This is a genomic window from Lacrimispora sp. (genome assembly GCF_031982545.1).
Lineage (GTDB): Bacteria > Bacillota > Clostridia > Lachnospirales > Lachnospiraceae > Lacrimispora.
In genome coordinates, this window is the sequence record NZ_DALYXB010000004.1 from 326,389 (window position 1) to 342,112 (window position 15,724).

General features: G+C 43.4%; 13 protein-coding genes. 3 read left to right on the forward strand and 10 right to left on the reverse strand.

All coding sequences use genetic code 11. From position 1 onward, the window contains the following. Positions 1-212 precede the first annotated feature (212 nt). Both ABS301_RS09140 and ABS301_RS09145 read left to right on the forward strand, forming a co-directional pair. Entirely contained in the window at positions 213-1,970 is a 1,758-nt protein-coding gene (locus ABS301_RS09140) for a sensor histidine kinase (protein ID WP_349671932.1), read from the forward strand. After that, positions 1,964-3,490, forward strand: a complete 1,527-nt coding sequence (locus tag ABS301_RS09145) for a response regulator transcription factor (protein ID WP_349671933.1) — start codon at positions 1,964-1,966, stop codon at positions 3,488-3,490. The genes ABS301_RS09140 and ABS301_RS09145 overlap by 7 nt, the downstream gene beginning before the upstream one ends. Before the next feature lie 67 nt (positions 3,491-3,557). Here the strand turns inward: ABS301_RS09145 and ABS301_RS09150 are convergent, their stop codons facing one another. The 3 genes from ABS301_RS09150 to ABS301_RS09160 are packed head-to-tail and all read right to left on the reverse strand — an operon-like array spanning position 3,558 to position 6,604. Next, a complete protein-coding gene (locus tag ABS301_RS09150) occupies positions 3,558-4,409 on the reverse strand; it encodes a sugar phosphate isomerase/epimerase family protein (RefSeq protein WP_349671934.1) in 852 nt (283 codons plus the stop codon). Between the two features lie 17 nt (positions 4,410-4,426). Continuing rightward, positions 4,427-5,581, reverse strand: coding sequence for a Gfo/Idh/MocA family protein (locus tag ABS301_RS09155; RefSeq protein WP_349671935.1), 1,155 nt, complete (start codon positions 5,579-5,581; stop codon positions 4,427-4,429). Positions 5,582-5,584: 3 nt separating this feature from the next. Next, a complete protein-coding gene (locus tag ABS301_RS09160; protein ID WP_349671936.1) occupies positions 5,585-6,604 on the reverse strand; it encodes a Gfo/Idh/MocA family protein in 1,020 nt (339 codons plus the stop codon). 121 nt (positions 6,605-6,725) lie between these two features. Here ABS301_RS09160 and ABS301_RS09165 point away from each other — a divergent pair, with 121 nt between their 5' ends. After that, the gene (locus tag ABS301_RS09165; protein ID WP_349671937.1) at positions 6,726-7,571 is read left to right on the forward strand and encodes a helix-turn-helix domain-containing protein; all 846 of its coding nucleotides are present in this window, start codon (positions 6,726-6,728) and stop codon (positions 7,569-7,571) included. 13 nt (positions 7,572-7,584) lie between these two features. Here ABS301_RS09165 and ABS301_RS09170 read toward each other — a convergent pair whose 3' ends face one another. From ABS301_RS09170 to ABS301_RS09200, 7 genes are all read right to left on the reverse strand, one after another. Then, positions 7,585-8,343, reverse strand: coding sequence for a DUF6062 family protein (locus ABS301_RS09170; protein ID WP_349671938.1), 759 nt, complete (start codon positions 8,341-8,343; stop codon positions 7,585-7,587). A gap of 2 nt (positions 8,344-8,345) precedes the next feature. Then, positions 8,346-9,035 (reverse strand): response regulator transcription factor, encoded by a 690-nt coding sequence (locus ABS301_RS09175; protein ID WP_349671939.1) that lies wholly within the window; start codon positions 9,033-9,035, stop codon positions 8,346-8,348. Continuing rightward, the gene (locus ABS301_RS09180) at positions 9,032-10,462 is read right to left on the reverse strand and encodes a sensor histidine kinase (protein ID WP_349671986.1); all 1,431 of its coding nucleotides are present in this window, start codon (positions 10,460-10,462) and stop codon (positions 9,032-9,034) included. The genes ABS301_RS09175 and ABS301_RS09180 overlap by 4 nt, the downstream gene beginning before the upstream one ends. Positions 10,463-10,749: 287 nt before the next feature. Then, positions 10,750-12,024 carry a zinc-binding dehydrogenase gene (locus ABS301_RS09185; RefSeq protein ID WP_349671940.1) on the reverse strand — a complete coding sequence of 425 codons (1,275 nt, stop codon included), beginning with the start codon at positions 12,022-12,024 and terminating at the stop codon, positions 10,750-10,752. Between the two features lie 35 nt (positions 12,025-12,059). Next, entirely contained in the window at positions 12,060-12,989 is a 930-nt protein-coding gene (pfkB, locus tag ABS301_RS09190; RefSeq protein WP_349671941.1) for a 1-phosphofructokinase, read from the reverse strand. Further along, on the reverse strand, positions 12,986-13,456 hold the full coding sequence (locus tag ABS301_RS09195) for a PTS mannitol transporter subunit IIA (RefSeq protein ID WP_349671942.1): 471 nt from the start codon (positions 13,454-13,456) through the stop codon (positions 12,986-12,988). The genes pfkB and ABS301_RS09195 overlap by 4 nt, the downstream gene beginning before the upstream one ends. Before the next feature lie 162 nt (positions 13,457-13,618). Continuing rightward, positions 13,619-15,724 (reverse strand): BglG family transcription antiterminator, encoded by a 2,106-nt coding sequence (locus ABS301_RS09200; protein WP_349671943.1) that lies wholly within the window; start codon positions 15,722-15,724, stop codon positions 13,619-13,621.

Below are 15,724 nucleotides of genomic sequence, written 5' to 3' on the forward strand. Positions count from 1 at the left end.
TACCTTCCTCCTTAAAATTAATTACTCATCTTAGGTAGTTTTATTATACGTTTCTAAGAATAAGCAGTAAATGTGGAAAACCGAGTTCAAAGTGGAAAAAACCGAGTTTTTTTGTATATTTTGTATATTTTTAACGGTTTTGTGTTGTATTATTGTCACGTTTTATATATAATCTGTTTATCAGACCAGGGCTGTCCCGTTAAGGAGGGCGTATGAAAGCATTTATCCGGAATCTTACGTTAAAAAAGAAGATTCAGTCCATTGTATTTCTATGTATCCTGCTCCTTACTTCCGTTTCTGTATTTAATATCCGTATGATCTCTGTGGCTCACCAGAAGATTCTTTATCAGACAGTTGCTTCCTCTTTGTCTTTTTCCGCCAAGGAACTGAATAACCATCTGGACGTGATCAGCACCATGGCGGATATGGTGCTTGCAGACAGTACCATGCAGAAAAATCTGGGAATCCTAAAGGATACAGAGCAGATCCAGGAACGCACCGTGGCCTATAAGGCGATCTATGGTATGTTAAATGAATACTATTTTAACTTCAGGAAAAATAACATCCGTTACATGAGCCTGTACCAGGGTAATTTTTCCATTCACACCCACATTATCAATAAAGAAAAACTTCCCGATTCCATACGCAGGGACTTAATTTCACGGGCTGAGTCGGCAAAAGGTAAAACCATACTGGTAACGGATTACAGCAACCAGTACGGACTTTTTATGGTTAAGAACATCCGCCGCACCCAGTTTTTAAAGCTGGATTCCATCGGCAGTCTGATCATAAACATTGATATGAAGCAGCTGATTGATTCCTCCACGGATAACAGTCATCTCTATGAATCTGCCGATTATATCCTGTATGATGGGGAAAATTTAATCTATCAGTCTTCCGCCGTCATTGACAAAGATCCTTCGGTAGTCTCAAAGATCTTTCAATCCCGTTACGGTCTGTTTCAGTCCATGGGAAAGAACTACTTCTATGTAAGACAGGCTCTATCCAGTTATAACTGGGATTATGTCTGCATCATTCCTTATGACAATATTCTGGCTTCTCTTACCACAAGTTTTCGGTTCTCCTTTTTTATTACTGTCATTGCAGTGATTATATCCAGTATCCTTTCTTCCGCGCTGATTGACTCTATAATCCGGCATTTTAATAATCTGCTGTTAAAAATGAAGAACTTTGCAGACGGGCAGAAAGAATCCCTTAACATTCCCTATGATTATTCAGGGCGGACCGATGAACTGGGTATCCTTCATACCCAGTTTGACCAGATGGTAAATGAGGTAAATATACTGATTCAAAACGGCTACTTAAATGAGATTTTAAGAAAAGAAGCACAGCTAAAAGCCCTGGAAACCCAGATGAACCCCCACTTCCTTTACAACACACTGGAATCCATCAACTGGAGAGCCAAATCGGTGGGCGCAAAGGATATCTCTTCCATGGCCGAGAATCTGGGCACACTTTTAAGAATTACTCTGGATCAGAAAAGCAAAGAAGTTCCCTTAAGGAGGGAGCTGGAGCTGGTGCAATGCTATATGACCATTCAGAAATACCGTTATGAAGACCGGCTGGAATATAAGATCACAGTACCCCAGGATCTTTACTCCTGCTACGTGTTAAAACTCACCCTGCAGCCATTGGTGGAAAACTCCATACGTTACGGCCTGGAAGAGAATACAGAAGGCTGTTTTATTCACATATTGGCAGAACGGTCTTTGGATGTTCTTTATGTTTACATAAAAAATAACGGATCTGCTTTTGAGGATCAGCTGTTAGAAAAGCTGAAGACCAATCAAATCAGTCCCCATGGCTTTGGAATCGGGCTGCTTAACATTCTGCAGCGAATGCAGCTGACCTATGGGGAGGAATACGGTCTCACCCTTTATAATGATAATGAACAGGCAGTGGCAAGGCTTGCCTTTCCTCTTGCTCGAAAGGAGAATGAAATTTGCTAAAATTAATGATTGCAGATGATGAACGTATGATAAGGGAGTCCATTTCCAGTTTAATTGACTGGAACAGTCTGGGAATTGAGCTGATCGGAAGCTGCAGCGATGGAATCGAGGCCTATAACATGATACTTGATGAATCTCCTGATATTGTTCTGACTGACATCCGTATGCCAGGAATTTCCGGTCTTGAACTGGTTGAGCGAATCTCACAGACAGACATGGATATCCAGTTTATTATTCTTTCCGGGTTTGGAGAATTTGAATATGCCAAGCAGGCCATGAAATACCGGGTTCACCATTACCTGCTAAAGCCCAGCAATGAAGAGCAGATTATAGAAAGCATGAAAGATGTGATTAAGGAATATTATCACAGGCGTGCGTTTAAAGATTTGCAGGACAGGCAGAAAGCGCTGACCTGCCACCTTCATTACAGTGTGCTGGCAAATATTATTAACGAAGGAATTTTTATGGAGGAGGGTTCCGGTCCCGCCTGGGAAGTCTATTCCGGCTTTATGGATTTCTGCTACACCGGTTACGAGCTGTGCTACCTTCATTATCTGGAGGAACCCCTCCTGGAAACAGCCCTCCAGCTGATTTATGACTACATGACTGAAAGCGCACCAGGCATTGCGGTATACAGCATCTACGTTAAAAACACCCTGATATTGTTTTTTGAAAGCCACCAGGTATCCTATGAACTTCTGGATGATTTTATGAGACAGCTGGCATTAAACGATCAGCCTGTTACACTGGATTATCACAGAAGCACCTATCCAAATCTGATTCAGCTGATCGAGGCCTTAACTGCAAAGATCAGACGGTATGGTATGATTTATTTTATGAATGGGTTAAGACCAGTACCAATCTGCAATTATAAAAATCTGATCGAGAAACTGGAACAACTGACCACTCTTTTGATGGAAACAGATATGGAAGAACAGCAGTTGGGGCTAAAAGAACTAAAGGACACGCTTCACGATATCAGCAATCCTGATTTTTTGAAGCAGGCAGGTTCCCGCATTATCATTAAATTAACAGCCGGAAACCGCTATGGTTCTTCAATCGTAGCCACCGAATATTTATTGACCCTAAACCAGCAGACGGATCCGGAAATCATACGCAATATGCTGATGGAGAAAATAAACAGGATCCTGGAGGACTCTTTGGAAACTACCAGGTCCTACAGTCCGTTCATTGAAAAAGTCATACAGTATGTAGAGAACAATTTAGACAATCCAAGTCTGACACTGAAATGGATTGCTGACAACTACTTATTTATGAACGTGGATTATGTAAGTGCCCGTTTTATGAGAGAAACCCGACAAAAATTTTCCAATTACCTGACTACCCAGCGAATCCAAATAGCAAAGCAGCTTCTGGCTGAGGGGCACGCAGAGCAGATTCAATGGATCGCAGAAAAGGTAGGCTGCGGAAACAACCCCCAGTATTTCAGCCAGATCTTTAAAAAAAATACCGGTATGTCGCCCAGTGCTTACGTGAAACGGATTAATGGAGGAGAATAAAAGAACCGCCCTGGTCTGGTATGGAATTTCCAGCCCATGGCGGTATCAGTTATTAACAAACTGGTAGTTAAGAAATGCGATTCAGTATTTTAATCAGAGAATCATGAGCCAGAGTAAACGCCTCTTCCCCGCTCATTTTTTTCTTCTGTTCTCCATGCTGCTCCAGTGCGGAGAAGCCGGCGAAATCACTGAGATGGGGTTCCAGGGATAAAAAGCCCTGATATCCACTCTCTTTCAAGTTTCCAAGTATCTTTTCCACATTTCCGTCTCCCATTCCTGCAGGAACCACGCTTGCATCCGCCCAGAGGGCATCCTTTATATGAATGTAGGAAATATAAGGTTTTAACATCTCATAAGCTTCCATGGTATCCTGTTTGCACTGGACGAAATTGGCAAAATCAAATACTGCCTTAAAATGATCCCCATAAAATTCTTTCATGATTTCCAGGCATCGGTCTGCCATATCGCCATAGATATCCTTCTCATTTTCATGAAGAAGAATCACTTCATTTGCTTTGGCGTAATCCACAAACTGACCCAGCTGATCCATCACCTTGTTTTTATAAGGCTCATAGCTGGAATTTTCAGGCATAAAGAAGCTGAACATACGGATATTGGGAGTTTCCATTACATGTGCCAATTCCACAGTATGCTTAAACAACTCCATATAAGGAGCAAACTCCTCTGCAATTTTAATTTTTCCAATGGGAGAACCTACGGATGATAATTTAATTCCATTGCTGTCAAGGCGTCTTTTAATCTCTTTTGCCTCTTCTGCTGTATGCTCCACCAGACCCTTACCATCTACTCCGCGCATCTCTACATAAGACATTCCCAGTTTTTTCAACACGTTCATCTGAATGTCTAAATCCATATCAATCTCATCTGCAAATCCGGATAGTTTTATTTTGTCCCACATTATGCTCTCTCCTTTTCTTAATAACTTCCTTCAGTATCAAATACCACGCCAGTTCCCTCTTTTTTTCTGGAAGCAGCACGGCGTTTATTTAATTCCTCTAAAAACAGATTTTCATCAAATGGAATTTCAACTTCCTGGTTCAGCCAGCTGGATAAATGCATGGCGTTTGATAAGGTCAGTCCATTGATTCCTTCCTCTCCTTCTGCCACCAGAGACGTTCCTCTTAAAATCTTCCCTGCAAATGCCTTTAACACTCCTACATGCTGCTCGTTGATACCGTCTGTCTCCACCTCTGTGACGGTACATTCTGGTGTATCAAATCCACCTTTTGCGGTTTTGCAGAAGGTACGCTCATTTTCCGCCAGTTTATAAAGCATAAGGCGGTCGTTTTCGCAAACCACTTTGCCCATCTCCATGGTGATCTCGAATCGGTTTGTACCGGGTGCATCTGCTGTTGTGGTTACAAAAACTCCCGTTGCCCCGTTTGGATATTCCAGATAGGCTGTCACATCATCCTCCACCTCAATATCATGCCATTTTCCGTTGTGACAGAAGGCACGTACTTTATCCGGCATTCCGCAGATCCATTGAATCAGGTCCATATTGTGAGGACACTGATTTAAAAGTACGCCTCCGCCTTCTCCGTCCCAGGTTGCTCTCCAGCTGCCGGAATCATAATAGGACTGTGTTCTGTACCAGTCAGTCACAATCCAGTTCACCCGTTTGATTGCTCCTAACTCTCCGCCAGTTACCAGCTCATGCAGCTTTCTGTAAATGCAGTTGGTTCTTTGATTGAACATCATGGCAAATACACGGTCAGATTTTTGCGCTGCTTCATTCATCTCTCTGACCTGAGCTGTATAAACGCCTGCAGGCTTTTCACATAGAACATGATGGCCGTGCTCTATAGCATAGATTGTAAGCTCCGGATGCTGATAATGAGGTACAGCAATTAATACCGCATCACACACTCCTGCATCGATTAAATCCGTTCCTTCTTTAAAAAACAAGGTCTCAGCTGGCATATATTCTTTCGCCCAGGCAATCCGTCTGTCCTCCCTGTCAGCCACTGCTGTCAATTCAATCTCCGGAACCTTCCCTTCCTGAATACTCTTTAAATGGTTGGTACCCATATTACCAATTCCGATAATTCCCAGTCTCACTTTTTCCATGATTTATTTCTCCTCACTTCCTGCAGATTCATAGATATCCATCATTGTATTAAATGTAAGCCGAACCGACTCAAGATCATTCCCATAAGCTTTTCCTGTGCTGACACAGTCATAAAAATCGTGAATGCAGGCTTCATGTCCACTTCCCCAGTAAGATTTTCCCGGTACAAGGCTTTTTTTTGAACGCCAGATAACAGGTTCCATCTCTCCTGCCTCCTGATAAGTGACTGTATCTCCTTCCACCCGGATAAATCCTCTTTCCCCTGCAATCTCAATGAGAACAGGTGCGTCACTGACGTATGCAGTCGTGGCGTAGAAGCTGGCTCTTACAGGATCTTTCCCCTGGGTAAACTCCATATAGGCTTCCAGGGTATCCTCCACCTCCACAATCCCCTTTAAGTGATGATTGCTCACGGAAGCTTCTGTTTTGATCGGCCTGCCAAGCCAGCGAAGCAGCAGATCAAGAGCATGTATGGACTGATTCATAAGGGCTCCGCCGCCTTCTGTCTCCAGCTTTCCTCTCCATCCGCTTTCCGTGTAATAAGACGCATCTCTATGCCAGGTGACAAATGCTCTGCCTCCCCGAATGGTGCCGATCTTTCCTTCCTCAATTAACTCGGTAGCTTTTTTGGTGGTCTCGTTATACCGGTTCTGAAAGCAGATTCCAAGTCTTGCGCCGCTTTTTAACGATACCCTCTCTAACTGTTCAAATTGCTGCCTGTTAATAGCCGGCGGCTTCTCCATAAATACGTGAAGGCCATTCTTTAAGGCCATTTCCGCCATGGGAACATGACAAAAATGAGGCGTACAAATATGAATTCCATCCAGCTCTTCTCTCTCAAGCATCTCTTCTAATGATTCATATGCACGTCCTTTTCCTTCCGTATATTGGCGGCAGAATTCCTCCGCCCTGTCTATACGAATATCAGCCATGGCACAGAGCCTGACTTCTTTTAATTCCTTTAAGATCATGGAATGGACTTTTCCGATATTTCCGCAGCCAATCACTCCAACCCGAACCATAATCATTCCTCTTTTCTTTTCCTTGTTTCTTCTGTATTTCTATTATATAATTATTTTAACGCAATTTGTTTGCGCAGATTGACTATAAACATGCGTAGATTGTCTATTTAAGGAGGTGCCTATGAAAAAGGAAAGCCCCTATCATTACAGCGAATTTTCCGATCCCATCAGCTGTGATTTCACCACCAGCAATATGGCTGGTAATGTGGATTTTCACATGCATAACAGCCATGAAATTTATCTTCTGGTAGACGGCCATATCCAGTATTTTGTTGAAAATGCATGCTATGACATGAGTCCCGGCAGCCTGATTCTCTTTTCCAACCGGGAGATTCATAAAGCAATCAATACCTCCAATGAACCCTTTACCAGACTGGTGATTCACGTTAATCCATCTTACATCCGGCCTTATTGTACCCCATCAACCAATCTCTTAGACTGCTTTCACAGAGATCCTGGAAAAAACAATCTGGTATTGCTGTCCCAGACCGATCATGAACTTCTCATTTTCATGGCAAAAAATCTGGAGAAGGCAATAAAAAATCGCCGCCCATACGGCAGCGATTTAACAGCGTTAACAACCATTATTCAAATTCTCATACTTATTAATCAGGCCTGGCAGAATACCGGCTCTGTAAAAACAGCGCCAAGGCCTCATAGGGCACAGGCTATCATGAATTATATTGATGACCATCTAACGGAACCCCTTACACTGGACTCTATCTCCCTTGCTTTGTCCCTTGATAAATATTATTTAAGTCACTTATTTAAATCAGAAACAGAAAGCAGCATCTTCCAGTATATAGTGGTGAAGCGGGTAGCTCTTGCAAAGGAACTGCTCTTAAAAGGTCATACGGTTTCAGAAGCCTGCCATCTGTCAGGTTTCGTGGATTACTCCAACTTTATCCGCACGTTCCGACAGACAACCGGCTGTACACCGGGTCAATTTAAACGGCTTAATCCATAGCCATCAGAACAGACTATTTCTGCTTATAGGGAGGGTCAGCAGGGTATCCTCCCCTGATCTTTTGCATCCCCCGCTGAACAGCATCCTTTGACTGCTTCCAGTCTGCATCCCGGTTTAAATAATCATACTTTTCAATAAACCAGTCTATGTCACCGGAAACCCGTTCCATGTTTTTAAGCATCAGTGGGAAAATCACAGAATACAGCCCAGTCCGTTCTTCGTCATTTAAATACCGGTCTGACTCTCTTAACAGGTCTCCGAAGTGATGGAGACAAAAACCTTTGCTTTTCTTCAGCTTTTCAGAAAAGGAAGCATCTTTTTTATACAGATGATAAAACGTAGCGATGTAGCGGTCATAAACCGCCGAAGACCTGTCGCAGATATAGCAGGTCTTCTCTTTGCCCTCAATCCAGCTGCATATGGAATTTTCCTCTGTCTTCCTGCCAGTGATCCGGTCCTTCAGAGATTTTTTACCGGGGGAAAAGTTCTTAAATACTTCCTGCATTTCTGATATCATCTTCTTGTAATAGGTTTTTAATACCCACCCATTGCCCAGGGCATTGCCGTAATCAAACATCCGCTTCTGATGGGTTCGGCAAAAGCCTGCACAGTCGGTTTTCTCTCTGGTATCACTCTCCATATAGGAGGCACAGGACCCGAGTACGAAGTCCATCAGCTCTTCTTCCCCTTTGCGCTCCAAATAGCAAAATGGACATTCATCAGCAGCAGCCATCGCATCATTTAGGGGAATCTCGTATAGTTTTTCCTTCATCATTACACCTTAAAGCGGTAACCTACGCCCCAGATTGTCTCTATATACTGAGGTTTCGCCGTGTTGAATTCAATTTTTTCCCTGATCTTTTTAATATGAACCGTAACTGTGGCGATGTCTCCGATGGATTCCATATCCCAGATCTTATTAAACAGCTCTTCTTTCGTATAAACATGGTTTGGGTTCTGAGCCAGGAATGTAAGCAGATCGAATTCCTTGGTAGTAAAGTTCTTCTCTTCCCCATTCACCCATACTCGCCTTGCCGTCTTATCGATCTTAAGTCCGCGGATCTCGATTATCTCATTATCCGGCATACCGCTGCCAATCAGCCGCTCATAGCGGGCGAGATGAGCCTTTACCCGGGCAACCATCTCGCTGGGAGAAAAGGGTTTTGTAATATAATCATCAGCACCCAGTCCAAGTCCCCTGATTTTATCGATGTCCTCTTTTTTAGCAGAAACCATAATAATGGGAGTGTTTTTCACTTCACGAACCTTCCTGCATATCTCAAATCCATCCACTCCAGGAAGCATGAGATCCAGTATGAGTAAATCAAAATCCTCATGGAGTGCCAGTTTAAGCCCTTCTTCTCCGTCATTCTCAATCTCAACTTCAAAACCGCTTAACTCAAGATAATCTTTCTCCAGCTCTGCGATGCTCTCTTCGTCTTCCACAATCAATATTCTGCTCATTCCTGCATGACCTCCTGGTATTTTCTTAAAACAAAGTGTATTTCAGTTCCAATTCCTTCTTTGCTGGTGGCCCAGATTCTGCCTCCGTGATCCTCAATGATCTTTTTGACAATGGATAAACCAATTCCACTTCCGCCCTGGGAAGAATTCCGCGAGGAATCAGTCCGGTAGAAGCGGTCAAAAATACTTGGTAAGTCCTTCGCCGGAATTCCTTTTCCGTTGTCTTCAATTTCCACCTGAATAAAATCACCTACATCCTTGATCCTGATATTAATAATTCCGTTTTTCTTATCCATATACTTTACTGAGTTGCTGACGATGTTGTTAATGACTCTTCGCATCTGCTCCGCATCCGCTATAATGATAACATCTTCATCTACATAATTAAAATAACCAAGCTCAATACTTCTTGCCTCCATCTCCAGACCTACCTCATCGATGCAGTCACCAAAATAATTGGACACATTGATTTTGGAAAACGTATAAGGAATCTTATTGGTATCGATCTTGGAATAAAAGGTCAGCTCATCAATCAGCTTATCCATGTCGTTGGCTTTGTTGTAGATTGTCCGGATATAACGGTCTAACTTCTCAGGGGAAGAGGCAACCCCATCCATAATTCCCTCCACATATCCTTTAATGGCGGTAATGGGAGTCTTTAAATCATGGGAAATGTTACTGATCAGTTCCTTGTTCTCCTTGTCGTACTGAACCTTTTCCTCTGCTGATTCCTTTAAACGGATTCTCATCTCTTCAAAATCCTGGCAGAGCTGACCGATCTCGTCATCATTCTCTACTTCCAGATTAAAATCCAGATTCCCATCCTTGATCTTTTTCGTGGCTACCTGCAGCCGTCCCAGAGGACTTACTACGGACCGGTATACCCACATCATTAAAATCGCATCCGTAAATAATATGATCATAATGGCTGCAAACAGCATCTCCGCCATCATAACCTTGATTTCAGGCAGAAGTCCGTCTACGTTGGATACGATAAAAACACTTCCCGTCTCCTGGTCTGAATACAGGAAGTCCATCTGCTTCACCAGATGCTGTGTCTCCCCATCCAGATAAATGGCTCCGTCAAGGGTGCTGTCTACCTCCTCATACTTGGGCAGCTGTTCAAAAATCCCCTGAGTAATATGGCTGTTGCCGTCATAAATCAGAGTATTCCCTTTTCGCACAATCATATAGGCATATTTAGATGCCAGATTATCATTGAGCTTCTGCAAAAAATCCTGATCATTAAACTGGTCAGGGTCACTTTGTAATATCCTGCTGATCTCTTTTTGAGTTTCTCTGGTTAAACGGTTAAATATCTGCAGGGAATTGCCGGATAATAGATCTACATGCTCCGTTAAGTTGTAGGCTTTGCGGAATGCTTTCATCTGATAACTTCCAAGACCTGCCACCACTGCAAAAATCATGGTCAGAGGAACGACCGTTATGATTATAAACGCTACGACCAGGCGTGTTCTTAATTTTAGTTTCACCTTTTCGTCTCTCCCACGTTATCTTTGATTTATAACAAAAAATTAATATTACGTAAAGGTATTATAACACACATAGCTCTCAAAATTTATAAAACAATTCTAAAATTTAAGGCATTATGTAAAATAAATGATATTACTATTTTTATACATAAAAAAACAGGAACCGTTGATTCATAAGTTTTAAAATCACTTACGACCAACGATCCCTGCTTTGTATTTATTTATAATTCATCTGGATCAATACCAAAATGATCAAAAAGAATTTTTTCTGCCTCCCGATTCCATAATCCCTTATGGGCACCACAGGATTCACTGAGCTTTTTAAAAAGCGGATCAGTCTTTCCCAGTTCTTCAAAATCGTCAATGGCCGTTAAAGGCAGATCGAATTGGGTATAGGTAAGTTTTTTTCCTCCGGGAATGGAAGGCAGATTCTTAGTCGCCTCTGCAATGCTGTCAATTCCTCCCACATGGGTTACCATAACAGCTGCTTCAATGGCTCCTTCGGCTGACAGCTGATTGGCCTCTACCAGATCATCTGTATTACCGCCAGTCGTTCCCATGATGTGTGTACTTGTATAATGACAGTTATAAAGATTGATTTCCGCCTTAAACTGGCTGTCAGAAGGTCCGGCGAAAAAGTTCATGCAGCCGTCAAATGCAAGGAGTTTATCTCCCATCTGTGCTACCTCCTTCACAGGTACATACACAAATACATCATCATATCCATGTCCTTCCGTAAATGCCATAAGTTCCGAAACGGCATCAGCCATAATAGCTGTATTAACATAGCGGAGCTCAATTCCTCTCTCCAAAGCAGACTCTTCCGAAATAACTTCCTTTGCCCGGGCAATCCGCTCCTCGCTGATATCCGTTACCACAATTCTTTTTGGTTTATTTTCAAACTGCAATCCATAACTGACTGCTCCCAGTCCCATGGGGCCGCAGCCTCCCATAATCAGGATATTACCGTCTGCTCTGGTTCCCATGGCATGATCGTAATTTCTTTTGTTGGTATGATAATTGGCATGAAATCCACCAATGATACAGCTCATTGGCTCTCCCAGGGATGCTTCAAAAAAGCTCTCCCCTGTATAATCAAGAAGACACCCCAGCTCCATAACCTCGTTAGGCATAATACAGTAAGTACAGGCTCCTCCGCAGAATTCATAGGAATATCCCGGCGAATCCAGCTTTCCCTTGTAGTTTAAGGCTGGCTGCAGAGAAAACTTCTGCCCCGGCCGAAACTGGTCCTTCCACTTGTTCCCAACTTCCACAATCAGCCCCGCACACTCATGACCCACAATGACTGGATTGGTATCCATGTTCTGAGGTGCTCTTTTATGCTTTTTCCCCTGCTTTACCAGCTTGTAGGTGGACATACAGATACTGTCGCTAACAATTTTTACAAGAATCTCATTTTCCTTAATCGGAGGAAGTTCAAACTCCTCCAGTCTTAAGTCATCTGCACCGTACATTCTTACCGCTTTTGTTTTCATAGTTCCAGCCTCCAGCCTATTCATGAATTTTAGTATTAAATCTCCAACAGTTCTACCCGCTCCATCAGTTCATCCACCAGGCTACGTTTAGGCGGCTTGGTTCCTATGCTGGTGACCGCGCCTGCTGAAGCCCCCATGCATAAACGGATACAGGTTTCAAGGGGGAGCTTTTCATCCCAGCTGTATGCCATGGCTGCGACCAGAGCATCACCGGCGCCAACAGTGGAATGGGCTTTTACCCGAAGTCCGGGACAACGATACCGTTTTTTATCTGTTAAAAAAATGGCACCCATTTGCCCAAGAGAGATTGCAGCCATGGACACTCCCTGATCAAGAAGTTTCTCTCCCATGGAAACCAGTTCCTGTTCGGAAGCCCTGTAATCCATCTGATAATAACGTTCCAGTTCTGAGCGGTTGGGCTTTAACATATCCGGCTTTCCTTTTAAGGATTCTGAAAAAAGCACGCCGTCTGCATCCAGCAAAACCTTTGCACCTTTTTGGTGGACCTGTTCCGTAATTTTTCTGTATATATCCGTTTGTATTCCCGCCGGTATGCTTCCTGCCAGCACAAACAGGGTATCTGGATTTGCATAACCTTCCAGCTTGTTAAGAAGATCGTTAAGCTGTTCCTTAGATACTTCCGGTCCAGGCTCATTAAGCTCTGTTACCTCACCGGTTTCCTCCACCACCTTTAAATTCGTTCTCGTCTCCCCTTTTACGTCCACGAAATCGTCCCTGATCCCCAGATCAGTCAGAACCTGTCTGATGATGGTGCCGCTGGTTCCTCCCACAAAACCTGTGGCAATACTTTCCCCTCCTAATTCTCTGATTGTTTTGGAAACGTTAATGCCTTTTCCCCCGGCATCAATTTCCACCCGCTTTATTCTGTTTAAATCTCCCCGTTCAAATTTTCCAATATCCACTGTTTTATCAATGGCTGGATTCATGGTTACTGTAACAATCATTCAGAACACCCCTTTCCGGTAAACATGGTATAGATCTCCTTCGCACTGCACCTGGTAATCCGGTCCACATCGTCCGGATCAGCAAGACACTGTGCAATGACAGAAAGTATTTCCAAATGCTCCTCTCCTGCTCCTGCAATTCCTATAACCAGTTTTACCGTCTCTCCTCCCCAGTCTGTTCCATCAGGAAATACCATGACTGCAATACCGGAACGTCTGATGTTTTTTTTGGCTTCCTCTACACCGTGAGGAAGTGCAATTCCATTGCCGATATTCGTTGGAAAGGTCAGTTCCCGCCGAAGCATTGCCTCTATATAGGATTCATCCACGCAGCCACTTTCGCAAAGCATTCTCCCCACTTCCCTTATGACTGTATCTTTTTCTCCGGATCTGCAATTCAGGCGGATATTCCCAAGTTCCAAAAGTTCTGTATTCTTTTCTTCATTTTTTTTCCCGTATCCAAACACGCTGTTCCCCTCCTTCGCTGGTGTTCTATTAAATTATAGGGTTCCTATCTTATGTTTTTCAACGAAAACAAAATGGCATTTGGCGTCATCAGATGATGCCAAAATTAAAAAGCACAAGAAAGGCCAGGTCCTTTATGGACCCGGCTTTCCTGTTTTTATTCCTCAGATTTTATCCAGATAATGTCTGAAATATTGATTCAAATACAGGGAAACAAATGCTCTTATTTCCTCTTTTCCTCCATGCCTGACAGCTTTTAAAAACTCCTCTTCCTCAATCAGTCGCTCGCTTAAGACACCCAGGATTTCACTGTTTTCTGCTGTGTGGTCATCTTTTGGAACCAGCATGACCAGCACAACACATACTCCTTTAAAATATGGATCAGAAAATGGCGTTCCGTCTTTTGTCTGGCAGACCGAAAATACCGGCTTACCTGCCCCTTCCGTCCTGGCATGAAGCAGGGCAAAGTTTAAATCAGGGAAAATCTGGCTGCAAAGCCGTTCTCTCCTCATTAAATCCTCCTGTATCATGATCTGACGTTCCGGATAGGAAGCCAGCTTTTCGCTGACAGCTATTAAAAGCTCCTCAAAGGTGATCCCATTGTCTACCCGCTGATACTCCATGAGCCTGATCACATTTTTGATCTGGACCGCCATAAAATTCACCTGATCCAGCTGTATGGTAAACTCCTTGTTATCCTGCTTTTTGGGCATATATTCACATTGTCGCACCTTCCCGGCAATCCGTTCCATTTCTTCCATGGAAAGCAGAGGACTTACATACAGGATGTCTGCCTCTTCTTTTAACGGTACCGTAGATACAAAGAAATCTGTCTTGTTTAACACATAGGGTGATAAGTCCGTCATACCATAAACAGACAGCTCCACCCTGTCCGAAAAATCTCTGGCAATTCTGGAAGACATAAGCCGGGAAATCCCGATTCCGCTGGCGCAGACGATCCCTATATTCACCTTTCTACGGTTTTCCTTTCTGCTTTCCATACGGACTTCAGCCGCGCCAAAGTGTACGGCAAGAAATCCGATCTCCGGCTCCGGCACCTCATATCCGTATCGGTCTTCAATTACTCTGGCAACGGTTCTGCACCGATCAAATATGGCCGGATAATCCCGTTTGATCTGCTCCAGCAAAGGATTCTGGATCTTCATACCATTGGCAAGGCGAACCAGAGTGGGTTTTAGATGGGCAATCAGTCCCTGGATTACAAATTCTTCATCCTGCTTCAGTAAATACGCCATGCCGTCGTTATAGCAGTCAATCATTTCATTGACCACCTCCCACAGCTCCCTGGATTCCTCTATTTCACTTTTTGACTTCTCATCAATATTCAGCTGCTGAATCTTAGAGCCTTTGATATGCAGGCAGATATAGGCACATTCAATTTCCGGAATCTGAATCCGGAATTCTTCTTCCAGAGATTTGGTTATGGTTTCCGCAAGATCATAATCCTGGTCTTTCTGCAAAAAATCCGCCATTATGGGATTTTCTTCAATGATCTCCTGGCGGCGGATCCGGTTTACGGCAATTGCCACATGGATCACCAGACCAAGATAGGAATCCTGGGTCAGATTCAGAATACGCTTATCTCTTATCCTTAAAATACAGGCAGTCACCCGCTTTACAATATCATCATCCAGGATTCTGTAAATGTTTCTCTCACTCTTATTTTGAATTACATTTAACACGGTCTGGTTTCTGTCTTCATACATCCCCTGTATCATCTCTGTATGAATGTTTTCATCGATAAAAACCCGGAGAGCCCTGCGAAAATCCCGTTCACTGCCCTCAATAAACACACCGTAACCCGGTTTTCTCTTAATCTCCAGATGATATCTGTGAAACCACTCTTTCACCGCTTCTAAATCCGAGCTGACGGTAGCCTCGCTTACCCCAAATATATCACTGTAATAATACAGTTTCTTTAACGTCTTATCCTTGAGAATTTCCAGGATCAGACGCTTCTGGCGTTCAATCCGGTCCGAAACATCAAGGGCATTATCCGCTTCAAGTTCGTCCTTTAACGCTTCGATCTGAGTCCTGTCTCCTTCCAGCCAGATACCAGTCCCGGTTTTGGAGCAAAAAGTCAGTCCGTATTTCTTCAGCGCCCTGGGAATATACTCCAGCTCCCTTTGCACTGTTCTTTTGCTGATACGGATCTGGTCTGCAAGCCGTTTTACAGGAACCGGCCCCTGTTCTTTAATCAAAGCCAGAACGATTTGCTGCATTCTGGGCGTAAAATCACTGCCTCCCAT